The organism is Mesorhizobium sp. ArgA1, assembly GCF_053714375.1.
Window position 1 is genome coordinate 146884 of record NZ_JBSKBQ010000013.1, and the last position, 24571, is coordinate 171454.

Sequence of the window (24571 nt, forward strand, 5' to 3'; positions counted from 1 at the left end):
TTGCGACGGAAATCCGGCGACAATTTGTCTTCCGGAGTTTCGCGTGTTTACCTCAACCACTCGTTAAGGGCAACGCGCGGGCGGTTTTCGCCCACGCGGCGTGGCTTTTGTGCACGGCCTATGAACGCTCACAAACGTCCCAGCGCCTGCAGTTCATGCAGCACCGCGGCATCGCGCGCCGAAACGTCGGGGAATTCGGCGTCCTGCCCGACATCGGCCGTATAGCGCCAGGAGCGGGCGCATTTGACCAGGCCGCGGTCCTCGGCCTTTTCGACCACGACGGCGACACCTTTGACATCGTCGAGCGCAAAGGCGCCTTCCGGCGCCTTGCCATGGGCGATGACGAGATCGCTGGTGATCGCCATTTCGGCCATGTCGACATCGGCGATCGCGGCTTCGAGCGCGGCATCGTCGAGGGTCACGACGGGCACGGCTTCCAGCGATGAGCCGATGACCTTCTGCGCCCGTGCGATCTCAAGGGCCCCGGTGACGACACGGCGGACCTGCCGCACCTTGCGCCATTTCTCCGCCAGCGTCTCGTTCTTCCAGTTGGCTGGAATCTCAGGGAACTGGTCGAGATGCAACGAGACTGCATCGGGATAACGGTCGAGCCAGGCTTCTTCCGTGGTGAAGGGCAGCATCGGCGCCAGCCATTTCACCAGGCAGTCGAAGAGGTGGCGCACCACTTGCACCGAGGCCTTGCGCTTCACGCTGGAAGGCCCATCGCAATAGAGCGCGTCCTTCCTGATGTCGAAATAGAAGGCCGACAGCTCGACCACCATGAAGTCGAGCAAAGTGCGGGTGATGCGCTTGAACTCGAACGCGTCGTAGCCCGAGCGCACGACCTCATCCAGCTCGGCCAGCCGGTGCAGCATCAGCCGCTCCAGTTCCGGCATCTTTTCCAGCGGCACCTCCTCGCCATCGTCATGGGCGAGCGTGCCCAGCATCCAGCGGATGGTGTTGCGGAGCTTGCGGTAGGCGTCGATGTTGGTCTGCAGCACGTTCTTGCCGAGCCGCTGGTCTTCCCAATAGTCTGTCGTCACCACCCACAGCCGCAAAATATCGGCGCCAGACTGCTTGATGACGTCCTGCGGCACCACCGTGTTGCCGAGCGATTTCGACATCTTGCGCCCCTCCTCGTCCATGGTGAAGCCATGGGTGACGACGGTGTCGTAGGGCGCCCTGCCCGTGGTGCCGCAGCTCTCGAGCAGCGAGGAGTGGAACCAGCCGCGATGCTGATCGGAGCCTTCGAGATAGACGTCGGCCGGCCATTTGAGATCCGGCCGGTCCTCGAGCGTGAAGACATGCGTCGAGCCCGAATCGAACCAGACGTCGAGGATGTCCATGACCTGCTTCCATCTGGAAGCATCGTGGTTGCCGAGGAAACGCTCCTTGGCGCCTTCCGCGAACCAGGCGTCGGCGCCTTCCTGTTCGAAAGCGTCCATGATGCGCTGGTTGACCGCCTCGTCCTTCAGCACATTGCCGTCCTCGTCGGCAAAGACGGCGATGGGCACGCCCCAGGCGCGCTGGCGCGACAGCACCCAGTCCGGGCGCTCCTCGATCATGGCGCGGATGCGGTTCTGGCCGGCCGCCGGCACGAAACGGGTATCGTCGATGGCCTTCAGCGCCCGGCTACGCAACGTCGTACCGTCGCCAAGGTCCTTGTCCATATAGACGAACCATTGCGGCGTGTTGCGGAAGATGATCGGCTTCTTCGAACGCCAGGAGTGCGGATAGGAGTGCTTCAGACGGCCGCGCGCGAACAGCGCGTTGCGCTTGATCAGTTCGTCGATGACGGCCTGGTTGGCGTTGCCCTTCTTGCCGTTGTCGTCGATGACGCGCGCCGCCCCACCCTCGCGATCCGGACCGAAGCCCGGCGCGTCCTTGGTGAAGAAGCCGGCATCGTCGACCGGGAACGGGATCGCGGTGTCGATGCCGCGCGCCTGCAGGTCCGATGCGGCATCCGTCCAGGCGTCAAAATCCTCGCGGCCATGGCTGGGCGCGGTGTGGACGAAGCCGGTGCCGGCATCGTCGGTGACATGCTCGCCTGCGATCGTCGGCACCGGATATTCATAGCCGCCGCCAAGCCCTTTGAAGGGGTGCGAAAGCGTAAGGCTTTCAAGCTGTTCTGCCGAAATATTGTGAAGGCGATTCAAAGTGACCTTGGCCTTGGCCGCCGAGTCTTCGGCCAGCGCGTCGGCAAAGATCAGCTTTTCGCCCGGCTGCGGTCCAAAGGCGTTCTCAGCTGCGGTAACCTCGTAGAGCCCATAGGCAACCCGCGGCGAATAGCTGACGGCGCGATTGCCCGGGATGGTCCATGGGGTCGTCGTCCAGATGACGACATGAGCATCCCGCAATTCGGGTGACTTCTGCGACACCGGAAACTTCACCCAGATCGTGTCGCTCTCATAGTCCTGGTACTCGACCTCGGCTTCGGCCAGCGCGGTGCGTTCGACGACGCTCCACATCACCGGCTTGGATCCGCGGTAGAGCTGGCCCGACATGGCGAACTTCAACAGCTCGCCGGCGATGCGCGACTCGGCGTGGAAGGCCATCGTCGTATAGGGGTTCTTGAAGTCGCCGACGACGCCGAGCCGCTGGAACTCCGCGCCTTGTACGGTGATCCAGTGCGCGGCGAAGTCGCGGCATTCCTTGCGGAACTCATTGACCGGCACCTCGTCCTTGTTCTTGCCCTTGGCGCGGTACTGCTCTTCGATCTTCCATTCGATCGGCAGGCCGTGGCAGTCCCAGCCCGGCACATAGTTGGAGTCGTAGCCGCGCATCTGGAACGAGCGGGTGATGACGTCCTTGAGGATCTTGTTCAGCGCATGGCCGATATGGATGTTGCCGTTGGCGTAGGGCGGGCCATCGTGCAGCACGTATTTTTCGCGGCCGGCGGCCTCCTCGCGCAGCTTGCGATAAAGGTCCATGTCCTGCCAGCGCTTGACCAGCAGCGGCTCTTTCTCCGGCAAGCCGGCGCGCATCGGGAAATCCGTCTGCGGCAGGTAAAGCGTCTTGGAATAGTCGATCGTTTCAACAGTGTCTGTCATTGGTCTGCCATGTGCATTGCCCGGCGGCATCGAGGCTCGGGCGTTGAACTATCATGATTTGGAAAAAGCGCGAGGGGGCGCGCAGAAACTCCCGGCGGCTCCGGCGGCGCTCAGGCCACCCGGAACACCGGGCCTGTAATTCGTATCGCGATCGCGAAAAGGCGCGAAAAGCTGGTCATGCCCGGCTTTTAGCCGAAGCCACGGCAGGAATAAAGCGCGGAATCGCCTACATTGAAAAGTTGAAACGGTAGGTGGTCGAGACGCCGACCGTGAACTGGTCGCGCTCGCCGCGCTCCTTGACCAGGCTGGAATCGGCAGCCGGGCCCATCAGGCGCGCATATTCGCCGAACAGGCTGGCGGTCATCGGCTCCGTCACCTTCCAGGTGATGGCGGCGCCGAGGCCGGTGGATTTCAGGCCGCCGCCGGGATGGTATTCGCTGAGGCCCGAGGCTGCGGCCTCCTTGGCGTTGACGCCGTAGTAGGAGTCGAAATAGCCCGACGAGGCGAACGACACGCGCGGGCCGCCCGAAATCCGGACCGTCGGCGTGATATCGTAGAAGGCATCGGCGGCGATGTCGGCGACAAAGCCGTCATGGGCACGGATACCGTGACGCAGTTCGGCGCGGGCGCGCAACCAGTCCGTCGGGTAAAACTCGAAGAAACCGCCGACCTCGCCGCCCCAACGCACCGGGTCGAGGCCTTTCAGCTCGTCCTTGCTGCTGCGCGAAAACAGGAACTTTCCGGTCAGGCCTGCGCGGACGCCGCCATCGTCGACCAGCGCCAGCGAAATGTTGTCATTGCGCGAGGTGAAGCGGGCAGCGGGGCCGACCTTGCCCAGCGAGATGATCGGCGTGGCGCTGAGCAGAAGGCTGTTGGAGCCCTCGAATTTCGGTGCGACCATGCCGGTGGCGCCGAGCGTCAGGTACCAGTCGCCCGACAGCCAGCCGAAGGTGCCCTCGCCCGCATTGGCCACTGCCGGCGCACTCAGCATCACAGCCGCCAAAACCGCAGACATTTTCCTGACCGGACTCATGGTCACTCCACTAACACGATACAGCCGCGCCCCAGTCACAGCTTTGAAGGCCGCTTGGTAAAATTTGATTTAAATCCGAGATAGAGAAGCACGGTTTGGGTTCGCTCAGGGCCGCTTGCCATCGCTGGACGGGCACCGCCGCCAAGACTAACCTCAGCTATGGCAACATGCCAGGCGATCTTTGATGCAAAGTGACCTCTGAGGAGATGCGGCTATGACCCTGCACGGCGACACCCTGAAAGACGCGATCGGCCGGACACGAGACAAATGGGGGTGGTTCGTCGCGCTCGGCGTGCTGCTGCTCGTCTTCGGCGGCATTGCCTTCGGCAATCTGTTCATCGCCACCGTCGCCTCTGTCTACGTCGTCGGCTGGCTGATGCTGATGGCCGGCGTCATCGAGATCGTGCATGCCTTCGGCGTCAAGACCTGGGGTCGTTTCTTCTATTGGCTGCTCAGTGGCCTGCTCTATGCGGTTGCCGGCTTCTTCGCCTTCGACAATCCGCTGCTCGCATCGACGGTGCTGACCTTCCTGCTGGCGGTGGCGCTGGTCGCTTCAGGCGCGCTCAGGGCCTGGGTCGGCTACAGCCACCGGCCGGAAAACGGTTGGGGCTGGGTCGTCGCGGCCGGCCTGGTCAGCGTGCTGGCGGGCCTGACCATCGCCATGGGCTGGCCGGTCAACAGCCTTTGGGTGCTTGGCCTGTTCCTGGCCATCGACCTGATCTTCCAGGGCTGGAGCTTCATCGCTCTCGGACTGGCCTTGAAGAGGTAAGCGGGCGAAAGCTCAAAAAGCGATCGCGCTGTCCAGGTCTGAAAGTGGCCTGACGCCGGCCAGCAGCGCGCGTGCCTCCGTCTCGTCGCGCTTGATTTGCGCCACCAGCGCATCGAGCCCGTCGAACTTCACCTCGGGGCGCAAAAAGCCGAAGAACGAGACTTCGCAGATCTCGCCATAGAGATCGCCGGAAAAGTCGAAGACAAAGGTTTCGAGCAACGGCGCGCCATTGTCGTCGACGGTCGGGCGGCGGCCGAAGCTGGACACACCGTCATAAAGCGCGCCGTCGGCACGGCGGAAGCGGACGGCATAAATCCCTTCCTTCAGAGTCGCTTCTGGAGAAAGCCTCATGTTGGCTGTCGGATAGCCGAGCGTGCGGCCGAGCTGCTGGCCGCCGATGACTTCGGTTTCGACGGTGAAGCGGTAGCCGAGCAGGCCGGCGGCCTTGGCGACTTCGCCCTCGCATAACAATGCGCGGATGCGGCTCGACGACACCACCTCGGCGCCTTCGTCGCGAAAGGCGTCGACCAAAGTGACGCCGAAACCGTGGCGCTCGCCTGCCGCCATCAGAAAGGCCGGGCCGCCTTGCCGGTCCTTGCCGAAGTGGAAATCGAAGCCGGTGACGGAATGGGTGATGCCGAGGTTCGTCTCCAGCACATCGGTGACGAAAGTCTCGGCCGACAGGCCGGCAAAGGCGCGCGTGAACGGCTGTTCGACGAGCGCTGCAAAGCCCAGATGCGACAACAGCCGCGCCTTCATCGGCGGCGGCGTCAGCACGAACAGCGGCATGTCGGGCCTGAACACCTTGCGCGGATGCGGCTCGAAGCTCAGCACCAGCGCCGGCACGCCGCGCCGCCTGGCTTCGGCAAGCGCGCGGTCGAGCACGGCCTGGTGGCCGCGGTGGACGCCGTCGAAATTGCCGATCGCCACCACGCCACCACGCAAATGCGCAGGCAGCGGCGCGGTCGCGGAAATATGTTCGAAGGCTGCGCTCATGGAAGCGACCCTACCGCAGTCTCGGAATGACGGCGACCGGCCGGTAGCCGTGCTTTTGCAGAAAAGCCACAAGCCTGGCGGGGTCCGGCTGCATGGCATCGCCATAGTCGCGCGCATGAATGCCGCCAGACACGTAAAGCACGTCGATACCATTGTCGGCGGCGCCCTTGACGTCGGTCATCATGCCGTCGCCGATGGCCAGCACCTCGGAGCGCTCGACGTCGCGGCCGAGAAGCAAGGCGATCTCCCGCATCGCTGCATCATAAACCGGCGCATAGGGCTTTCCGGCAATCAGCGTGCGGCCGCCGAGCTGGGCATAGTCGCGAGCCAGGGCCCCGGCGCACCAGATCATGCGCTCGCCGCGCTCGACCACGATGTCGGGATTGGCGCAGATGAAAGGCAGGTTCCTGGCCCGCAAGCGGCGCAGCAGTTCGGCGTAATCCTCGGGTGTTTCCACCTCGTCGTCGAACAGGCCTGTGCAGACGACGCCGGAGGCCTCGAACTCCTCGACGAGCTCGATATCGAGACCGTCATAGAGGGTAAAATCGCGGTCGGCGCCGATGTGGAAGATTTTTCGCGGGCCTTCGGCGATGAGGTCGCGGGTTACATCGCCTGATGTGACGACACGGTCATAGGCGGCGGTGGGGACGCCGATCGCATTCATCTGCGCCACCACATCGGCATTGCGGCGCGGTGAATTGGTGATCAGGACAACCGGGAGCTTGGCCGCACGCGCGGCGGCAAGCGCCTCGGCGGCGGCCGGGAAATGCCATTCGCCATTGTGGATCACGCCCCAGACATCGCACAGGATGGCCGAGTAGGCTCCCGACAAATCCGCGAGCGAGCCGATGATGTCAGGCGAATCCGCCATGCCGTTTTCCTGATGTGACGATCGTTGCGAGAGCTGCAGCCGACGGTCCGCCGCAACCGGCCCCGCATTAACCGAAGCGTTTCATCCTGTCACCAGCTTTCGGCGTTTTCGACGCCGTCGAGCCATGGCTGATAGCGGCTGCAACACGAGCAAGCGTACTCCCCGAAGCTTCAGTCGATCGAAAAACGTCGCATCGCCGATGTCAGGGCCGAGTGGTTAACGAGCCTTGAAAAGATGGGCCGATCTTGGACGTATTCCAGCAACCTGAAATTTAACGATTTGTGGGCATTTTCGTGCCGATATTCGACATTTGGGTCCTGGCAGGGGTGCTGAAGGCATGATCCGCAGATTTCTGAGCGACAGACGCGGCAATTATGCCTTGATGACGGTTATCACCATGGTGCCCTTGATGGGCGCGCTGGCGATCGCCATCGACTATGCCGAGCTGATCCGCGAGCGCCAGGCCACGCTGAACGCACTCGATGCCGCAGGCATCGCCACCGCCCAGCAGATTGTTTCCGGCGCGGGCGACACGGCGGTCAAGGCCTATGCGAAGGATTTTTTCGAGGCCAATCTTGGCCACGTCCCAGTGGCCAACACGACTTTGACCGTGACGTTGCCCAACAACAACGCCGGCGGCGGCACGCTGAAACTTCAGGCGACGCTGACGTTCAAGCCATACTTTCTGCCGGTCGCGGCGTGGATGCTTGGCAAATCGTCCGGTGATACCGATGTGCACCTGACAGCCACCTCCGAAGTTCGTCTCAAGAACACACTCGAGGTTGCGCTGGTGCTCGACAATTCGGGATCGATGAGCTCGCTCGGCTCCGGCACCGGCGAAAAGCGCATCGACCTCTTGAAGGAGGCCGCCAAGCAGCTCGTCGACACGCTGGCGCTGCAAGCACAGCAGATGAAGCAGATTTCCAAGCCTGTGCAGTTCTCGCTGGTTCCGTTTTCGGCGTCGGTCAATGTCGGTCCCGACCACGACCAGGACAGCTGGATGGATCAGAAAGGCGTCTCGCCGATCCACCACGAGAATTTCGACTGGACGACGATGAGCAAACAAAACAATGCCAACAAATATGCCGAGAAGGTGAACGGCGTCTGGTACAAGCGCGGGGCGGACTGGGGGGATACGAAGGATGAGCCGCTGACCCGCTTCAGCCTCTATTCCGACATGACTGTGGAATCCGGCCGCGAAGATGTGACCCCCCCGAAACAATATGTCTGCGACGTCACCAAGAAGGACGGCACCTGCAAGTCTGGCCATTGGATCACTCCACCCCCGCAATACGTTTACACCACAAGCCGCTACGCGAGCTGGCAGGGCTGCGTGGAGGCAAGGCCGTATCCATACAATGACGACGACACGACCCCGACTACCGCCAACCCGGCCACGCTGTTCGTGCCGATGTTCGCACCGGACGAGGCCGGCACTCTTTGGCTCAATTTCGATCACGACACCGCCAACGATGTTATTGCTTGGGCCAACGTTCCGAAGTCCGACAATAACTGGTGGGCCGACTGGCCGACTGCTGTGAGCGCCAAGCAGCGGCAGTCGGACATGCGTAAATATTTTCTGGTCAAACCCTATAATTCGACTATGCCGCAAACAGGCGATGGCCCGAATGCCGCCTGCACGACCAATCCGATCACGCCGCTGAAGGACGTGACCATCGAAGCCCAGAAACAGGAACTGGACGATGCCATCGACGACATGGCGCCGACCGGCAACACCAACGTTCCGGAAGGCCTGGCCTGGGGTTGGCGCACGGTATCGAGCAATGCGCCCTTCACCGACGGCCGGGCGAACAGCGAAAAGGGCAACGACAAGGTGGTCATCGTGCTGACCGACGGCGCCAACACCTATACCGCCGTCAGCGACGGCAGCAGTTCCAACAACAGATCGACCTATGCCGCCTATGGCTACACCGGTCTGGTCAATACCGCATTGAGCAGTGTCACTCGCCTGTTCATGAACACGAGCGTGGACAGCGCCACCTACACCTCCACCAACTACACCGCCGCGCTCGACCAGCAGATGAAGACGCTTTGCGCCAATGCCAAGGCGAACAACATCCTGGTCATGACCGTCTCGCTCGACCTCGTCGACACCAAGGCGGACGAAAAGAAGGCCATGGCGGCGCTGAAGGAATGCTCGTCGGACTCGCGCTTCCGCAAGGACCCCCAAACGGGCCTGGCGGCAAAGCTCTACTGGAACGCCACCGGTGCGACGCTGTCGGACGATTTCAAGGAAATCGCGAACGAACTGTCCAACCTGCGTATCGTCGGCTGATCTGCAGATTTCCAAGGAAGGTGCCCGCCACTATGGCGGGCATTTTTGTGAGGCGACCTCATCACAGCCCCCATTTGGTTAGCGCTTGGTGAAGCGCTGGCAGCGCAATCGAGCGGTTTCCCAAACCCGTCCTTCAGCGTTTTGTGAAAGTGTGGCGGCATTGAAGAATCCGCAGGCGGGGCCGCTTACATCACATGCGCAAATTCTGGCGTGACTTCTGGCGCGACCGGCGCGGCAATTATGCTCTCGTGACCGTTCTGGCCATGGTGCCGCTGATGGGCGGCGTGGCGATGGCCGTCGACTTCAGCGGCATGGTCAGCGAGAAGCAGAGAGTGGTCAACGCGCTCGACGCCGCCAACTTCGCCACCGCGCGACGGCTGGTGGAGGGCGCCACCGACGACCAGTTGCGGGCCTATGCGCTCGACTTTTTCAAGGCAAATCTCAACGACGTCGACCCCGCCAACACGACGCTCGACGTCACGCTGCCCAGCAGCACGACCGGCGGCGGCATCGTCAAGCTTTGCGCCAGCCTGGTCTACAAGCCCTATTTCCTGCCGGCAGCGTCGATGTTGATCGGCAGGACGTCAGGCAACATCGATTACTCGGTGTGCTCGCAGGTGCGATTGAAGAACACGCTGGAAGTGGCCATGGTGCTCGACAATTCTGGCTCGATGTCGACACCCGGCACCGGCTCCGGACAAAAGCGCATCGACCTGCTCAAGCAGGCCGCAAAGCAGCTGGTCGACACGCTCGCCTCACAGGCGGCAATGATCAAGCAGATCGACAAGCCGGTCCAGTTCAGCCTGGTGCCGTTCGCCGCATCGGTCAATGTCGGCGCCAGCAACGACAACGCGTCATGGATCGATGCCTATGGGCTGTCGCCTGTCCACAACGAGAATTTCGACTGGTCGACGCTGAACGCCGCCGACAAATATGCCCAGAAGATCGGTGGCATCTGGTACAAGAAGGGCACCGGCTGGGGCGAGCAGGAAGGCCAGATGCTGACACGCTTCTCGCTCTACCGTGACATGAAGGTCGTCACCAGCCACGAGCGTATCGTCGGCAGCAAGCGCGTGGTCTGCGACGAATACCGGTCCAACCACACCTGCAAGCGCAGCCACGACGAATACGACTACAATGACACTTACGGCCCGTTCGCCAGCTGGCAAGGCTGTGTCGAGGTGCGACCCTACCCCTATAATGTCAACGACGCGCCGGCCTCCGGCGGCCCAAACAACACCGGCACCAGCGTCGGCGACCCCGCGACCATGTTCGTGCCGATGTTTGCGCCAGACGAGCCGGGCAACCACTGGTATGTGACGCAGGATCCGGACGAGGCAAAGCCGGCGACCTATGGAGCCGCCAACAGCTGGTGGAACGACGACCCGTCGAGCATCACCGGCAAGACCAGGCAGTCCAACATGGCCAAGTATTTCCAGCCACGGCCAATCAATGCGCCGGTGCTGTCGACAGGCGCCGGGCCTAACTACAGCTGCACCACGACGCCGGTCACGCCGCTGACCGACGTCACCGACGCCACCGGGCTGGCCAAGATCAAGGCCGCGATCGACCTGATGGCGCCCAACGGCAACACCAATGTGCCGGAAGGCATGGCCTGGGGCTGGCGCACCGTCTCCAGCACCGAGCCCTTCACTGAGGGACGGCCAGAGACCGAGCGCGGCAACGACAAGGTGGTCATCGTGCTTACCGACGGCGAGAACACCTATTCGACGGTGAGCTCCGACCCGGCCGGCAACAAGTCGACCTATGCCGGCTATGGCTATACCGGCGTCGGCTACAACGGCACCTCGGTCACCCGCCTGTTCGGCGGCACGTCGAGCGCCATAGGCCAGTTCAACTATTCGTCGAGCAACTACACCGCCGCACTCAACGAGCAGATGGCGACTTTGTGCAACAACGCCAAGGCCGCCAACATCATGGTGATGACGGTGGCGCTCGACATGTCGACGACCGACGCCGGCGACAAGAGTGCGATGGACGCGCTGAAGACGTGTTCGTCCGACTCGCGCTTCCGCAAGGATCCGACCGACCCGACCAAGCCTGCAAAACTGTTCTGGAATGCAACGGGCGCCACGCTGTCGGACAATTTCAAGGAAATCGCCAACGAACTGTCGAACCTGCGCGTGGTGAGTTGAGACGCGTTCGCCGGTTTTCGACTCTGGCGTAACGGTCGGCGCCGCCAAGCCCTTGCGCGCCAGTGTCCGGCGAGGCAAAGGTCAAGCGCTTCCCGGAGACATACTCGTGCCCGAAACCGCCAACCATCTCGCCTTCGCGCTGGTCTGCCTCGGCATGGTGCTGACGCCCGGGCCGAACATGATCTACCTGATCTCGCGTTCGCTGTCGCAAGGACCGCAGGCCGGGCTGATCTCGCTCGGCGGCGTGGCGGTCGGCTTTCTGTTCTACGTCGTATCGGCTGCGCTGGGCATCACCGCGCTGCTGCTTGCCGTGCCGTTCGCCTATGACGCGCTGCGCATCGCCGGCGCGCTCTATCTGTTATGGCTCGCCTGGCAGGCGGTGCGGCCCGGTGGACGCTCGCCGTTTCAGGTGCGCGAACTGCCGAAGGACAGGCCCCGCAAGCTGTTCGCCATGGGCCTGATGACCAATCTGCTCAACCCCAAGGTGGCGGTGCTCTATCTGTCGCTGCTGCCGCAGTTCATCTCGCTGGGCAAAGGCCACGTGCTGTCGCAGCTTCTGGTGCTCGGCGCCACGCAGATTTCGATCAGCCTGACCGTCAATGCCATCATCGCGGTGACGGCCGGTTCAATCGCCGCCTTCCTCGCCGGACGGCCGCTATGGATGGTCATCCAGCGCTGGATGATGGGCACGGTGCTCGCCGCGCTGGCGCTCAAAATGGCAACCGACGCACAACGCTGATCGGACGCAGAGCGCCGAGACTACATCGGCCGCCGTATCTGCTGGGCGCGCGCCGGCTCCACCACCTTGCGGTAGAGGTGCCAGGTGGCATGGCCAAGCACCGGCATGACCACGGCGAGCCCGGCAAACAGCGGGATCGAGCCGATCACCAGAAGCACGGCGACCAGGAGCCCCCACAGCAGCATCTCCAGCGGATTTGCCATCACCGCGCGCGCCGAGGTCTCGATGGCCGCTACCGCGCCGACGTCGCGGTCGAGCAGCAGCGGGAAGGCGACCACCGTCGTCGCCAGCACGATCACGGCAAAGATGAAACCGGCGGCATTGCCGACCAGGATCAGCGTCCAGCCCTTGCTGGTCGTCAGCACCTCGCTCAGAAATCCGGCGATCGAAGCCGGCGGCTGATCGCCGAACAGGCTGGTGTAGATCGACTGCGCGGTGAACATCCACAACAGGAACAGCACCAGCAGCATGGCGCCGATCACCGCGATCGACGGCAATGCCGGCGAGCGGCGCACGTCAAGCGCGTGACGCCAGGACGTGTCCATGCCGCGTTCGCGCCGGCGGCTGATCTCGTAGAGGCCGATCGCCGCGAACGGGCCGACCAGGGCGAAGCCCGACATCAGCGGATAGATGAGCTGGAAGGCGTTGGAGCCAGAGGTCCACCGCGTCAGGATCAGGCCGACGACGGGATAAATCAGGCAGAGGAACACGTAGTGCGACGGCTTGGCCCCGAAATCGTCGAGACCGAGCTTGAGCGCATCCCAGAGGTCGGCGGTGGTGATACGACGCACCGTGGGCTGCACATGCAGTCCGTGCGCGTCCGCCATGACATGAAAGCCGGCCATACCCTTCCTCCCGTGTGTCGGGGGCGGTCATCGCCTGGATGGCCGCCCGCAGCTGCCACTTCAAGAACGACGGCATCATAGCCGACATCGAGGGAAAAGTCGCCGCATCACGCGATTTTCATCGACACTGGGAAATCAGCGCGCGCTCCTATGCCGGCGCGTCGAAGACCGCTTCGACGTGATCGCGGTCCGCATCGACCACGAAGGCGGCATAGTAATGCGGGCCATAGTCAGGGCGCAGGTCCGGCGCGCCCGAGCGCGCTTCCAATCAACCTGGAGCAATCGGCACAATCTCCAACACTTCGATTTTTTCTGCGCGCCCTGCCCGGCAAAAGCCATGATCGCCGCTAAGTCAGGCAGACATGACACGGATCGGCACCACCAATCATCCGCTCACGCAAACCCGCTCTGGCGCAACGCGTGCAAAACCAAACAGGCGCTTGCTGCTGATCGGCCTTGCAGCCATGGCCGGGCTCGCGGCTTGCAGCACGGTCTCGGTGCCGACCGGGCAAGGCGCCGGTGTCTCGTCCTCCGCCACCGCGACGCTGGCCGGCATCCGCGCCTCGTCCGGGCTGCCGGCGCTGGCGCCGGACGCACAGCTCGAGCAGGCCGCTCTCCAGCAGGCAGGCTACATGGCCTCGCGCGAACGCATGAGCCACACGACAGGCTGGGGCAAGGATTTCGCGTCGCGGATGAAGGACAATGGCGTGCGGGGCGCCGCCGCCGAGAACATCGCCGAGGGCCGGTTCGACCAGCAGAAACTGTTCGACATCTGGATGCATTCGGCCGGCCACCGCCGCAACATGCTCGATCCGGATTTCAGCCGCTTCGGCCTTGCCTATGTGCGCGACGGGCGCGACGGCGCTATCCGTTACTGGAGCCTGGTGCTCGGAAAATAGGGCCAGCCGAGCGCTCAACGGTTGCGCGCGATGAGTTCGCCGATATCCCCGGCCGACAGCGGTTTGCTGAAATAGTTACCCTGCATTTCGTCGCAATTATTCTTGCGCAGGAAGGTGACCTGGTCCTCTGTCTCGACGCCTTCGGCAAGGACCCTCAGGTTCAGCTTTTGACCCAATGAGATGACGGCACTGGTAACCGCCTGATCGTTCTCGTCGGTCGCGAGGTCGTCGATAAAGGACTTGTCGATCTTCAGCCGCTGCACCGGAAAGGTCTTGAGCGCGCTGAGGCTGGAATAACCGGTTCCAAAATCGTCGATCGAGATCTGAACGCCGAGCTCTTGCAGTCCGTTCATCGTTGCAACCGCCAACTCGAAATCCTGCATGATCAGGCTTTCGGTCACTTCGAGCTCGAGATACCTGGCTTCCAGGCCGCTTTCCTTCAATGCGTTGACGACGCGGTCGATCAGGTTCTTCTCCCTGAACTGCCGCGCCGACACGTTGACGCAGACGGTGACGGGCGCCAGACCGGCGCGCTGCCAGGCTTTGTTTTGCCGGCAGGCTTCGTGCAGGATCCAGTCGCCGATCGGCACGATCAGCCCGGTCTCCTCGGCGGTCGGGATGAACATCATCGGCGACACCACGCCTCGCGCCGGGTGGTTCCAGCGGACCAGGGCTTCGACGGCCAGGATCTGACCCGACCGCAGATCGACCTGCGGCTGGTAGAGCAGCGCGAACTCCGAACGGGCGAGCGCGTTTCGCAATTCCTCCTGAAGCAGGAATTTTTCATGTGCGCTTGAGTTGAACTCGGGGGCATAGAACTGGAAATTGTCGCGACCGAATTCCTTGGCGCGATACATGGCGGCATCGGCATTGGCCAACAGCCTATCCGGGCTCGTCCCGTCCTTCGGGTAATTTGCGATGCCGATGCTGGCCGTTAAACGCAGGCGATGCTCGGCCACAGAAACGGGCTCGGCAAGCGCATCCCTGATCGTCTGCAGGGTTTCCGAGATGACATCGACATTGGCGGGTTGATCGAACAGGACGATGACGAATTCATCGCTGCCAAGCCGCACGACGGTGTCGGTCGCCTTCACGCATCCAACCAACCGGCTCGCAACAGTCTTCAGGAGTTCGTCGCCGGCATTGTGGCCCAACGTATCGTTCACCAGTTTGAAGTTGTCGAGATCGATGAAAACCACCGTCACCCAGCGATTGTAGCGCTGCGCGTAGAGAACGGCCTGGGAAAGCCGATCCTCCAGCAAGGCGCGATTGGGTAGCCCGGTCAGCGCGTCATGGTTGGCCATGAAGTGGATCTGGTCTTCAGCCCGTTTGCGCTCGATCGCTATACCGGCAATGTGGGTGGTGAATTCGATCAGGCGAGTCTCGGTCTCGGTCGGCTCGCGCACGCTCATCGAATACATGGCAAAGACGCCCAGCACGATGCCCTGATGCGACAGGATCGGCGTCGACCAGCACGAACGGTAGCCATAGGGCGCCGCGAGGTCGCGGTAATCCTCCCAGAGCGGATCCTGCAGGATGTCGGTGACGACAACCGGTTCGCGCCGGTAGGCGGCGGTTCCGCACGACCCTGTCTTGGGGCCGATGGCAGATCCATCGATGGCGCTCATATAGGCTTTGGCCAGGCTCGGCGCCGCACCGTGCCGCAAATGCATGCCATCCTTGTCGAGCAGCAGGACGGAGCCGAAAATCCCCTTCAACTGTGACTCGACCAAGTGCATGAGGCTGTCGAGCACGTTCTCGAGCGGGGCGCTCGTCGCAATCATCTCCAGGATGTTTGCCTGTCCGCTGCGCAGGACATCCGCCCGCTTGCGGGCCGTGATGTCGCGGGCGATGCCAACCAGACCGAAAATCTCGTTTTGAGCATTGCGCAACGGCACCTTGGTCGACGAGAACCATTTTACGGTGCCCGACGCATCGACGACAAACTCCTCCGCATCGATCAAAGGTTGTCCGCTTTCGAGCACCGACTGTTCGACTTGCCGAAACTTCTGCGCAACGTCCGGGGGATGGATATCGAAATCGGTCAAGCCGATCATGTCGGCGGTCTTGTCGCGGCCACTGTCATTCGCAAGTGCGCTGTTGACGACGATGAAGCGGCTTTGCGTATCCTTGACCCAGAGATAATTGGGCACCCAGTCTATCAGTGCCTGCAACGAGAGGCGTTCGTCGACAATCTGTCGATTGGCGATGAGATCGGTAATGTCCTCGTGCGTGGCCACCCAACTGCCGTCGGACATCGGCTGATTGTAAATCTGGATGGTCCGGCCGTCGGCGAGTTTGGCGGTCCAGGTCCTCGGCGCCTTGCCCGAATTGACCGATCTCGTCATCGCCAGATAGGCGTCTGTGGTCAGCGCTGCTGTGCCGGCGGCACTGCGGCGCTCAACGATTTCGCTCAGCGTCAGGCCAGGCCGCAACTGCTCGGGTGCGAGGCAGTAGATTTCCGCATAACGGCGATTGCTCAGGATCAGCCGCTCATCGCGGTCGAAAAAGCAGATGCCTTGCGAAACGTTCTCGATCACCGTCTCGAAGCGCAGCGCCTGTCCTTCAAGTGCGGTGATCGTCGCCCGCAGTTCATGCTCCAGCGACCCATAGGAAACGCCGGCCAGCTTTGCCAATGCGGCCAAGCCGACCGACTGGGCCGTTTCGGGGGATTTCCTGGATGATTTCGTAACCAAACAGACCTTCTCCCAGCTGGGTCTGAAAGAACGCAAAAATCATTTATGAGCCATGCGACAGTCTGTTGATAGTGTTACTTATGTACTAACGGCATATAAACCGAACCGAAATCAGAGGTGAAGGGTCCTGGTTACCTTAAATCCAAATGCCGTCGTCAGATCGCTATTGACGCTATAGAATCGACATTCTTCTATGTCTGGAGAATTTTGCGATCATCCCGAGAATCGCCGGACCTTACATATTCGCAGGGTGCGGCCGACAACATCATCTGATGTCGGCAAATCTCGACGCGCGTCTCAATCCATATGTGCCGCAGGCGTCGCGCCGGCGGCCGGGGCCGTCTTCGGCTTGCGCAACAGAAACACAAACGGGATGGCAATCAGCGTCATCATCATCAGTAGTTTGAAGTCGTTGACGTAGGAGATCATCATCGACTGGATGTTGACCATACGATCCATCTGCGAAAGCGCCATCGGGTCGCCACCTGCCGCCGCCGATGAGAGCGCCCACAGATTTGGGTTGAACGGGTTGATGAAGGCCGAAAGCTCGGTGTGATTGACCTGCGTGTTGCGCACCAGGAGAACCGTCACCACCGACACGCCGATCGAGGAACCCAGATTGCGCACCAGGCTGAAGAGGGCTGTGGCGTCGGTGCGAAAGCGCACGTCGAGGGTGGCGAAGGCCACCGTCGACAACGGCACGAACACCATGCCCATGCCGAGCCCCTGGATCACGCCGGAGCTGAGTATCAGCCAATTGTCCATCTGCGGCGTGAAGCCCGCCATCGTATAGAGAGATTGGGCGGTCAAGAGAAAGCCGATGACGACGAGAATCCTGGCGTCGATCCTGCTCATAAGCCGCCCGACAACGAGCATCGAAATCATCGTGCCGACACCGCGCGGCCCCAGGACGACACCGATGGTGACGGTCGGATAGCCGAAGATGGTCGACAGCATCGGCGGCAGCAGCGACATCGAGGCCAGGATGAGCACGCCCATGACGAAGATGAAGGCCAGCCCGGTGACGAAGTTGCGGTCGAGGAAGATTTTGGGGTCGATGAAAGGACGTTCCGCGGTCACCGTGTGAATGATGAACACCCAGAAGCCGGTGATCGAAAGAGCCAGCTCGATCCAGATTTCGACCGAGGAAAACCAGTCGACCTCGCCGCCGCGGTCGAGCAGCAGCTGCAGCGCGCCGACGCCGAGCGAGATCATGGCGAAACCGAAGAAATCGAAGCTGCGCACCCGCCGGGCAACGACCGGCAGATAGGCGGCCATCCCGAGAAAGGCGATGATGCCGACCGGCAAATTGATGAAGAACACCCAACGCCAGTTGAAATTCTCGGTCAGCCAGCCGCCGAGCGTCGGGCCCAGGATCGGCCCCAGCATGATGCCGGCGCCCCAGATGGCCATCGCCTGGCCGTGGCGTTCCCTGGGGTTGATGTCGAGCAGGAAGGTCTGCGACAGCGGCACGATGGCCGCGCCGAACACGCCCTGCATCAGCCGGAAGAAAACTATGCTCTCCAGGCTCCAGGCTATGCCGCACAGCATCGAGAACACGGTGAAACCGACTACCGCCGCCAGGAACAGTTCCTTGCGACCGAAGCGGTCGGCCAGCCAGCCGGTCACCGGTGTCATGATGGCGGCGGCAACGATGTAGGAGGTCAGCACCCAGTTGATGTTGTCGGGCGAGGCGCCGAGATCGCCGGTCATGGTCGGCAGCGCGACATTGGCAATGGTGGTGTCGAGCGCCTGCATGATGGTCGCCAGCATCAACGCCACGGTGATCAGGCCGCGATGCGGCACTTCCTTGAAAGGTTCTGGCGTACTCATGATGCGGAACTTCCGGCAGGTAACAAAAACGTGTACACTAGGCTTCCGGGCGGCGATGCCTTCTCTGGTGAAGAGACCCTCATCGCGGTGGGACGCGATCTATCGATGTGGGGGTTACATCGACCGAAAGTCTCAACACATCAGGCGCTTGCCGCCCGGAAATCCTAGGACCGAAGGGGCGGTGCCGAGATGGTCAGGTTACGGTCAGGCCACGATGCGGCCCGGTCCAACCCATCCTCGCACAACCCGCCATCGGACCAATCCTGTCATCTCATATCGCCTGAGCGAGCATTCCTGCGCGGCCGTGATCCTGCTGTTCGGGATCACGGTCCACTCACAGTCTATTGTGCCTCACCCGCGGTGGCGTGGCCGAAGATGGCCGGCAATCCGCGGGCAACGCCGGTGTCCACCGTAACCGAGGCGCTCATGCCGGTGCGCAGAGCCATTTTGGCGTCGGCATCGGTGAGTTCCAGGCGCACCGGAATGCGCTGGGTGACCTTGACCCAGTTGCCGGTCGCGTTCTGGGCGGGCAGCAGGGAGAACTCCGCGCCAGTGCCGGCGCCGATCGCCTTGACTGTCGCCTCGAAGGCGCGGCCCGGATAGGTGTCGACCACGATCTCGGCCTTCTGGCCGGTTTTCATATGGGTGAGCTGGGTTTCCTTGAAATTGGCATCGATCCAGGTGTCGCCGGTCTCGACCAGGGCAAACAAAGGCGTGCCGGAGCCGACATACTGACCGACCTTGAAGGAGGAGGCCTGGCTGATGACGCCGTCCGCCGGCGCCTTGACCGTGGTCTGCGCCAGATCGTAGGCGGCCTTGTCGCGCGCGGCGAGTGCCGCCATCACCGTCGGGTGCTTGTCGGTCTCGATATCGGGATTGCCGGCGAGAGCGGCCTTGGCGCTGACGATGCCCTGCTGGGCCACTGCCAGCTGTTGCCTCGCCTTGTCGAGATCGTTCTTGGCCTCGTCCAGCGAGGATTTGGCGTTGATGCCCTTCTGGGCAAGGTCGGCCGCGCGGTCATACTGCGACTGTGCATAGTCGACCTGGCTGGCGTCGGACTTCTCCTGCGCCATCGCCTGGCTGTAGGCCGCGCGCAACTGTTCGATGCCGACGCGTGCGACCGCAACCGCCGCATCGGCCTGGGCCAACGCGATCCGGTAGGGCTCGGGATCGACGGCAAACAGCACATCGCCCTGCTTGACCAACTGGTTGTCCGAAATGTCGACCTGAACGATGCGGCCGGCCGTATTCGAGGCGATCGACACCTTGGCCTGCTGCAAATTGGCGTTCTCGGTCTCCTGGTAGCGACCGCCAGTCACCCAGACATAGCCGCCGCCAATGGCCAGCGCCGCCGGCAGGACGACCATCAACAGCAAGCGACCGAGGCGGCGCGGCTTTTTCGGAGCCGGCGCCGGCTGTACCTGCGGAGTCACCGCGACAGGAGCGGCGGCCGGCTGTGCCGGCGCTTCGGCCTGTGCCGGCGCTTCCATTTCGAGCTCGGTCACATTCTCGTCTATCTTGGCTGCCGCGTTCATGCCGCTGCCCCTTCCGTACTCTTCAGAGACGACGTCTCGCCGTCGGCAAGGTTCTGCACGATGGTGTCCAGCGCCCGGATCAGCACGCGGCGATCCTCCGGTGAAACGCCGACCAGCGATTCCTCATAGACCTCACCGGCAAGGCTTTTGACGTCGGCATAGGCCGCATTCGCCTTGGCGGTCGGGAAGATCATGCGCACACGCCGGTCGGTCGCGTCAGGTCGGCGTTCGATCCAGCCGCCCTCCTCCATCCGGTCGACCAGACGCGAGACGCTGATCGGCTCGATTTCGAGCAGTTCGGCAAGCCGCGCCTGAGCCACGCCGGCCTCCTTGGCGACGCGAACCAGAAGCCGCCATTGCGCCGAGGACAGGCCAAGCCCGCTGGCGCGCGCCTCGAAGCGCTTGCGCATCAGGCGCTGCACGTCGTGGATCAAAAAGCCCAATCTATCTATGCCGTCGGAAACCATGAGCGGTATATATAATAAGCGTGCTTACTATTCAAGGTACCGCATTGCGCCAGAGCCGGCAAACAGGGATGGCAGCCATCCAAAAGCGATCGTGGCTAGCGACCCGGCACAATCAAAGCCGGTTGCGAATGACACTGGCGACATTTGTTCACACTGTCGAGTCATCAACGCCGACCGCCAAAAAACATCGGAAAATATTCAGAAACCGATCGGGATTTCAGCCTCCGAAACGCCGAAAGAGAGCGTGCTGGCGAAACGGCCGACTGACCCGGCTTGGCGCCAAGGCGCCCCCAAGCGGTTGCGCGAACATGAAAAAGTTCGCACTATTCAAGGAGAAGAAAATGAGCACGGCTCAAACAAAAGTCCTCATTGCCGGTGCCGGCCCCACCGGCCTGACGCTCGCGCTTTGGCTCACCCGGCTCGGCGTTCCGGTTCGCCTCTTCGACAAGGATGCCGGCCCCGGCGAGACATCGCGGGCGCTCGCCGTCCAGGCCCGCACGCTGGAATTCCATCGCCAGATTGGAATCGTCGAGGATGTGCTCGCCGCCGGCGTGAAGATCGAACAGCTGACCGTGCACACGCCGGCCGGCATTGCCGCGAGGCTGCCGCTTGCCGATTTCGGTCGCGGCATCAGCCCCTACCCCTTCGCCTTCGCACTGCCGCAAGATGTGCACGAGCGCATATTGATCGCGCATCTGGAGCGCGCCGGCGTGCAGGTCGAGCGCAACACGGAGCTTGTCGGTTTCGAGGACAAGGGCGGTTCTGTCGTCGCCACCCTCCGCAAGAACGACGCGGATGAGACGGTCAGCGCCGCCTATCTCGCGGGCTGCGACGGTGCCCGCAGCGCGGTGCGCCACGGGCTCGGCATCAGCTTTCCCGGCGGCACCTACGAGCAGGCCTTTTACGTCGTCGACGTCGACGGCCGTGGCGATGTCACCCGCAACGGCATGGACACCGTCATCAGCACTTACGGGTTTGCGATCGTCATGCCGGTACGGCAGTCGGGTTCGCTGCGCCTGATCGGCATCGTGCCGAAGGCGCATGAAGCCGACGAGACGATCAGCTTCGAGGCGATCCGCGCCGATATCGAGCGTGACACCGGGGTGGCGATCGACAAGGTCAACTGGTTCTCGACCTACCGCGTCCATCACCGAGTCGCCGACCGCTTTCGCGTCGGCCGTGTCTTCCTCGTCGGCGATGCCGGGCACATCCACAGCCCGGCCGGTGGCCAGGGCATGAACACCGGCATGGGCGATGCGGTGAACCTCGCCTGGAAACTCGCCGCCGTGGTGCAGGGCCGCGCCGATCCGCGCCTGCTCGACAGCTACGAGCCGGAGCGCATCGCCTTTGCCCGCAAGCTGATCGATAGCACCGACCAGGCATTTCGGGTCGCCACCAGCCGCTCGCGCCTGGTCGGCCTGTTCCGCCGCTATCTGATGCCGAAGATCCTGCGCATCGGGCTCGGCACGGCCTGGGGATCGCGAGCCTTCTTCGGGCTGATTTCGCAGACCTGCATTCAATACCGCGAAAGTGCGATCAGCAGCGGCAAGGCCGGCACGGTGAAGGGCGGCGACCGCCTGCCTTATGTCACGTCCGCGAGCGGCGACAATTTCGACCCGCTGCGCTCGCTCGACTGGCAGGTGCATGTCTATGGCGAGGCCAATGCCGAGTTCCGGGCGATGCTCGCCTCGACCGGCATTCCTATCCATATCTTCGCTTGGTCGGACATGGCTGCGAAAGCCGGCCTGCAGCGCGACGGCGCCTACCTGGTGAGGCCGGACGGCCATGTCGCGCTGGCCTCGCTCGTCCAGGAGGCAGCCGGCTTCCAGCGCTATCTCGCCGGACTTGCCATCAGGCCGAGGACTGCCGAGCGGGCGCCCTATCGGGTGGCGGGCACCATGCACAGCCTGGCCTGACGCTTCGGCACCGGCCTGAGCGGCCGGCGCTGATCAATCCGAACCCTGCCTCTTTGTTTCGCCATCGGCACTCGCCGTGTGCGCGTACCTGCGCGCCGCGGCCGACCTCCTCAAACCGAAAGGAATCGACTATGGACCCCTTCTTTGGAAAACTGCTCGTCCGCTTCAATGCCGGCTTTCTGATCCTTGCATCGGCCGGCGGGCTCACCACCGACCTTGCCGGCTCGTTCTTCGGCACCGGCGCCGAGGCTGCCCTGCTCGGCGATGCGCCGGGCGCCGGCATCGGCTTCATCGAGGCGCACGGCCTAGCCCTCATCATCGGGGTGACGTTGTGGCGCATCGCCTACGCCGGCACCTGGCACGCCTTCCTGGCTGCCGTGCACGCGCTGCTTGGAACCGTAAACCTCGCGTTCTGGCAGTTCTTCATCGCCGCCGACGTGCTCGTCGTCGGCTACGTCACAACTGCGGCGCACATCCTGTTCGTAGTTGCTCACCTGGCGGCATTGGCGGGCTCGGCACGGCTTGCCGCTTCATCCTCCCATTAGACTTAAATCCACATCAGGAGAAACGAAAATGCCTATGAATTCTCAGAAGAAAATCCGTTCCGTGGCTGCCGCGCTGGCGATAGCATTCAGCGGTGTCGAGATCGTTGGCGCCAGCGTACCGGCGCTGTCGCTGGTCGGCGAGGCGCAGGCCCGCGTCGGTGCGCCCTGGACACCGCGCAGCGCCGCCGGCGTTGCCCGCCGCGCCACCGCATGGCGCGTGTTGCGCCACACCACGGCATGGGTCGCCAGGCTGCCGGCAGGCTGCGTGCGGACAAAGGTCAACGGCTTCGACGTCTGGCGTTGCGGCGGCACCTATTACCGCGCCTATCAGGGCCGCTACATCGTGGTCGTGGTGGATTGACCGGGCTCGGTCTCGCCGAGGGCAAGTCTGACGCCTTCGGCGAGATGCTCCGCGTCGGCCTGGTTCTCGAACGGCACGCCGCGCAGTGCATAGTCGAGCGGCGAAAACGGATCGCCCTCCTCGATCAGGGCGATCTGCCGCCGTGCCTTCTCCATCTCGCCCAGCTGGGCATAGCAGGCCGCCAGCCGGGTCCGGATCCATGGCGCCGGACGCGTCGCCAGCTCCAGCGCTTCCGCCGCCTGCCGGTATTCGCCCATCATGTAGAGAGCCAGCGCGCGGTCGAACTGGTACCAGTGCGGGTGCAAGGGATCGATGCGAATGCCGCGCGCAAGCCATGTCATCGCTTCCAGCGGCCGGCCGCGCATGGTCAGCAGCATGCCCATCTGTTCGATGCAGTCGGCATCGTAAGGGTTGAGCTGCAGCGCGATGCGCATGTGGTGTTCGGCGGCTTCGTGCTCGCGCATATAAAGCCGGATCAGCGATTGCACACGATGCCCGGTCGGCTGGTCCGGCGACAGAGCCAGCCCCTTCTCGGACAGGTCGCGTGCATTGCTCAAGACCGCATCGCTGGCGCGTCCGAACTCGCCATCCAGCGCCCGCACCAGACCGAGATATGTGTAGGCCAGCCCGTAATTCGGATCCTTGGTGATCGCGGCCTCGAACAAGGCCTCGGCGCTGCGCTGGTCGGTCTGCGCGGGATCGCGCAACATCGCGAAACCGCGCAGCAGAAGCTCATAGGCGGCAAGGCTGGTCGCCGGCTTGCGTGACGCCTGCTCCAGACCGGCATTGGTGACGCGGGTGACCAGCCGGCTGACGATCTGCTCGACGATTTCGCGCTCGATCGCGAACAGGCCGTCGCCTTGCGACTGGAAGCGGTCGCCCCAGAGCTGGCGGGCGGTGGCGATGTCGACTAGGCTGACGGCGACGACGACATGCTCGCCCTGGCGGCGCAGCGACCCTTCGACCAGATAGTCCGCGCCGATGCGGGCGCGAATCTCAGGCCATTCGGAACGTCCGAAGGACGCGAAGGAAAAGCTGGAGTTGCGCGCTAGAACAGTAACCGTGCCGAAGCGCGCAACGCCATTGATGAGATCCTCGGCAAAACCGTCGACCATGGCTTCATCGGCCGGATCGCCGCTTTCATTGCGGAAGCGCACCACGGCCACCACCGGCTGGGCGCCGATCTCGGGCGCGGTCTGCGCCTCGGCGGCAAGCATATAGCCGCGCTTGGACACGGTGCGCACCATGTCGTCGCCCAGCACCTTACGGATCTCTCGCACCGACTGGGTGAGCGAATCCTCGGTGACGTAGACGCCCGGCCACACCACATCCATCAGCTCGGATTTCGGAACGACGCGGCCCATGTTGCGGGCAAGATGCGACAGCAGCGCATAGGCCTTGGGGCGCAGGAACAGCGGCTCGTTGACACGGCGCAGCGTGCCCATGGCGAGATCGAGCGTGAACCCGCCAAACCGGAAAAGCTGATCGGCAGCCGTCGCTGTCATCGGGAAACCCTCCCCCTGACACTGAAACGCGCCGCTTCGATTCCACAACGGCGCGGCTT

At 63.0% G+C, this 24571-nt stretch carries 19 protein-coding genes; 9 read left to right on the plus strand and 10 right to left on the minus strand.

The genetic code is table 11. From position 1 onward, the window contains the following. Positions 1-128 precede the first annotated feature (128 nt). Positions 129-3050 (minus strand): isoleucine--tRNA ligase, encoded by a 2922-nt coding sequence (ileS, locus tag ACWGTI_RS24240; RefSeq protein ID WP_454589460.1) that lies wholly within the window; start codon positions 3048-3050, stop codon positions 129-131. Between the two features lie 226 nt (positions 3051-3276). Continuing rightward, positions 3277-4065 carry a MipA/OmpV family protein gene (locus tag ACWGTI_RS24245; protein ID WP_454589461.1) on the minus strand — a complete coding sequence of 263 codons (789 nt, stop codon included), beginning with the start codon at positions 4063-4065 and terminating at the stop codon, positions 3277-3279. A 232-nt stretch (positions 4066-4297) separates the two neighbouring features. Between ACWGTI_RS24245 and ACWGTI_RS24250 the strand changes: the two genes are divergently transcribed. Beyond that, the gene (locus ACWGTI_RS24250; RefSeq protein ID WP_454589462.1) at positions 4298-4852 is read left to right on the plus strand and encodes an HdeD family acid-resistance protein; all 555 of its coding nucleotides are present in this window, start codon (positions 4298-4300) and stop codon (positions 4850-4852) included. A 12-nt stretch (positions 4853-4864) separates the two neighbouring features. Here the strand turns inward: ACWGTI_RS24250 and ACWGTI_RS24255 are convergent, their stop codons facing one another. Further along, on the minus strand, positions 4865-5848 hold the full coding sequence (locus ACWGTI_RS24255) for a bifunctional riboflavin kinase/FAD synthetase (protein ID WP_454589463.1): 984 nt from the start codon (positions 5846-5848) through the stop codon (positions 4865-4867). Between the two features lie 10 nt (positions 5849-5858). Then, positions 5859-6719, minus strand: a complete 861-nt coding sequence (locus tag ACWGTI_RS24260; RefSeq protein ID WP_454589464.1) for a TIGR01459 family HAD-type hydrolase — start codon at positions 6717-6719, stop codon at positions 5859-5861. 337 nt (positions 6720-7056) lie between these two features. Here ACWGTI_RS24260 and ACWGTI_RS24265 point away from each other — a divergent pair, with 337 nt between their 5' ends. The 3 genes from ACWGTI_RS24265 (at position 7057) to ACWGTI_RS24275 (ending at position 11910) form a co-directional block, all read left to right on the plus strand. After that, positions 7057-9015: a pilus assembly protein TadG-related protein gene (locus ACWGTI_RS24265; RefSeq protein ID WP_454589465.1), complete on the plus strand. Its 1959-nt coding sequence runs from the start codon at positions 7057-7059 to the stop codon at positions 9013-9015. A 194-nt stretch (positions 9016-9209) separates the two neighbouring features. Then, entirely contained in the window at positions 9210-11171 is a 1962-nt protein-coding gene (locus ACWGTI_RS24270) for a pilus assembly protein TadG-related protein (protein WP_454589466.1), read from the plus strand. A gap of 106 nt (positions 11172-11277) precedes the next feature. Further along, positions 11278-11910, plus strand: a complete 633-nt coding sequence (locus ACWGTI_RS24275; protein ID WP_454589467.1) for a LysE family translocator — start codon at positions 11278-11280, stop codon at positions 11908-11910. A gap of 20 nt (positions 11911-11930) precedes the next feature. On the opposite strand, the gene ACWGTI_RS24280 is transcribed toward ACWGTI_RS24275, so the two are convergent. Further along, a complete protein-coding gene (locus ACWGTI_RS24280; protein ID WP_454589468.1) occupies positions 11931-12755 on the minus strand; it encodes a DUF2189 domain-containing protein in 825 nt (274 codons plus the stop codon). Between the two features lie 38 nt (positions 12756-12793). On the opposite strand from ACWGTI_RS24280, the gene ACWGTI_RS24285 reads away from it, so the two are divergent. Both ACWGTI_RS24285 and ACWGTI_RS24290 read left to right on the plus strand, forming a co-directional pair. Next, positions 12794-12937 carry a hypothetical protein gene (locus tag ACWGTI_RS24285; RefSeq protein WP_454589469.1) on the plus strand — a complete coding sequence of 48 codons (144 nt, stop codon included), beginning with the start codon at positions 12794-12796 and terminating at the stop codon, positions 12935-12937. A 282-nt stretch (positions 12938-13219) separates the two neighbouring features. Next, positions 13220-13654, plus strand: a complete 435-nt coding sequence (locus ACWGTI_RS24290; RefSeq protein ID WP_454589486.1) for a CAP domain-containing protein — start codon at positions 13220-13222, stop codon at positions 13652-13654. A 14-nt stretch (positions 13655-13668) separates the two neighbouring features. Here ACWGTI_RS24290 and ACWGTI_RS24295 read toward each other — a convergent pair whose 3' ends face one another. From ACWGTI_RS24295 to ACWGTI_RS24310, 4 genes are all read right to left on the minus strand, one after another. Next, a complete protein-coding gene (locus ACWGTI_RS24295) occupies positions 13669-16350 on the minus strand; it encodes an EAL domain-containing protein (protein WP_454589470.1) in 2682 nt (893 codons plus the stop codon). Between the two features lie 297 nt (positions 16351-16647). Next, the gene (locus ACWGTI_RS24300) at positions 16648-18183 is read right to left on the minus strand and encodes a DHA2 family efflux MFS transporter permease subunit (protein WP_454589471.1); all 1536 of its coding nucleotides are present in this window, start codon (positions 18181-18183) and stop codon (positions 16648-16650) included. Positions 18184-18524: 341 nt separating this feature from the next. Then, positions 18525-19718 carry an HlyD family secretion protein gene (locus tag ACWGTI_RS24305; RefSeq protein WP_454589472.1) on the minus strand — a complete coding sequence of 398 codons (1194 nt, stop codon included), beginning with the start codon at positions 19716-19718 and terminating at the stop codon, positions 18525-18527. Then, positions 19715-20185: a MarR family winged helix-turn-helix transcriptional regulator gene (locus ACWGTI_RS24310; protein ID WP_454576846.1), complete on the minus strand. Its 471-nt coding sequence runs from the start codon at positions 20183-20185 to the stop codon at positions 19715-19717. Before ACWGTI_RS24310 ends, ACWGTI_RS24305 begins: the two co-directional genes overlap by 4 nt. 341 nt (positions 20186-20526) lie before the next feature. Here ACWGTI_RS24310 and ACWGTI_RS24315 point away from each other — a divergent pair, with 341 nt between their 5' ends. The 3 genes from ACWGTI_RS24315 to ACWGTI_RS24325 all read left to right on the plus strand — a co-directional run bounded on the left by ACWGTI_RS24315 (position 20527) and on the right by ACWGTI_RS24325 (position 23007). After that, positions 20527-22101 carry an FAD-dependent monooxygenase gene (locus ACWGTI_RS24315; RefSeq protein ID WP_454589473.1) on the plus strand — a complete coding sequence of 525 codons (1575 nt, stop codon included), beginning with the start codon at positions 20527-20529 and terminating at the stop codon, positions 22099-22101. A gap of 131 nt (positions 22102-22232) precedes the next feature. Further along, a complete protein-coding gene (locus tag ACWGTI_RS24320) occupies positions 22233-22646 on the plus strand; it encodes a hypothetical protein (protein ID WP_454589474.1) in 414 nt (137 codons plus the stop codon). 28 nt (positions 22647-22674) lie between these two features. After that, complete coding sequence (locus ACWGTI_RS24325) at positions 22675-23007, plus strand: hypothetical protein (protein WP_454576848.1); 333 nt, start codon at positions 22675-22677, stop codon at positions 23005-23007. Here the strand turns inward: ACWGTI_RS24325 and ACWGTI_RS24330 are convergent. After that, positions 22983-24512 (minus strand): winged helix-turn-helix domain-containing tetratricopeptide repeat protein, encoded by a 1530-nt coding sequence (locus ACWGTI_RS24330; RefSeq protein ID WP_454589475.1) that lies wholly within the window; start codon positions 24510-24512, stop codon positions 22983-22985. The two genes, ACWGTI_RS24325 and ACWGTI_RS24330, sit on opposite strands and share 25 nt — an antisense overlap. Positions 24513-24571 lie beyond the last annotated feature (59 nt).

Coding starts and splice junctions, on each gene's coding strand:
- ACWGTI_RS24265 (WP_454589465.1), top strand. CDS start 7,057: ATGATCCGCAGATTTCTGAGCGACAGACGCGGCAATTATGCCTTGATG.
- ACWGTI_RS24290 (WP_454589486.1), top strand. CDS start 13,220: ATGGCCGGGCTCGCGGCTTGCAGCACGGTCTCGGTGCCGACCGGGCAA.
- ACWGTI_RS24270 (WP_454589466.1), top strand. CDS start 9,210: ATGCGCAAATTCTGGCGTGACTTCTGGCGCGACCGGCGCGGCAATTAT.
- ACWGTI_RS24325 (WP_454576848.1), top strand. CDS start 22,675: ATGCCTATGAATTCTCAGAAGAAAATCCGTTCCGTGGCTGCCGCGCTG.
- ACWGTI_RS24245 (WP_454589461.1), bottom strand. CDS start 4,065: ATGTCTGCGGTTTTGGCGGCTGTGATGCTGAGTGCGCCGGCAGTGGCC.
- ACWGTI_RS24255 (WP_454589463.1), bottom strand. CDS start 5,848: ATGAGCGCAGCCTTCGAACATATTTCCGCGACCGCGCCGCTGCCTGCG.
- ACWGTI_RS24310 (WP_454576846.1), bottom strand. CDS start 20,185: ATGGTTTCCGACGGCATAGATAGATTGGGCTTTTTGATCCACGACGTG.
- ACWGTI_RS24330 (WP_454589475.1), bottom strand. CDS start 24,512: ATGACAGCGACGGCTGCCGATCAGCTTTTCCGGTTTGGCGGGTTCACG.
- ACWGTI_RS24320 (WP_454589474.1), top strand. CDS start 22,233: ATGGACCCCTTCTTTGGAAAACTGCTCGTCCGCTTCAATGCCGGCTTT.
- ACWGTI_RS24280 (WP_454589468.1), bottom strand. CDS start 12,755: ATGGCCGGCTTTCATGTCATGGCGGACGCGCACGGACTGCATGTGCAG.
- ACWGTI_RS24285 (WP_454589469.1), top strand. CDS start 12,794: ATGGCCGCCCGCAGCTGCCACTTCAAGAACGACGGCATCATAGCCGAC.
- ACWGTI_RS24250 (WP_454589462.1), top strand. CDS start 4,298: ATGACCCTGCACGGCGACACCCTGAAAGACGCGATCGGCCGGACACGA.
- ileS (WP_454589460.1), bottom strand. CDS start 3,050: ATGACAGACACTGTTGAAACGATCGACTATTCCAAGACGCTTTACCTG.
- ACWGTI_RS24300 (WP_454589471.1), bottom strand. CDS start 18,183: ATGAGTACGCCAGAACCTTTCAAGGAAGTGCCGCATCGCGGCCTGATC.
- ACWGTI_RS24315 (WP_454589473.1), top strand. CDS start 20,527: ATGAGCACGGCTCAAACAAAAGTCCTCATTGCCGGTGCCGGCCCCACC.
- ACWGTI_RS24305 (WP_454589472.1), bottom strand. CDS start 19,718: ATGAACGCGGCAGCCAAGATAGACGAGAATGTGACCGAGCTCGAAATG.
- ACWGTI_RS24260 (WP_454589464.1), bottom strand. CDS start 6,719: ATGGCGGATTCGCCTGACATCATCGGCTCGCTCGCGGATTTGTCGGGA.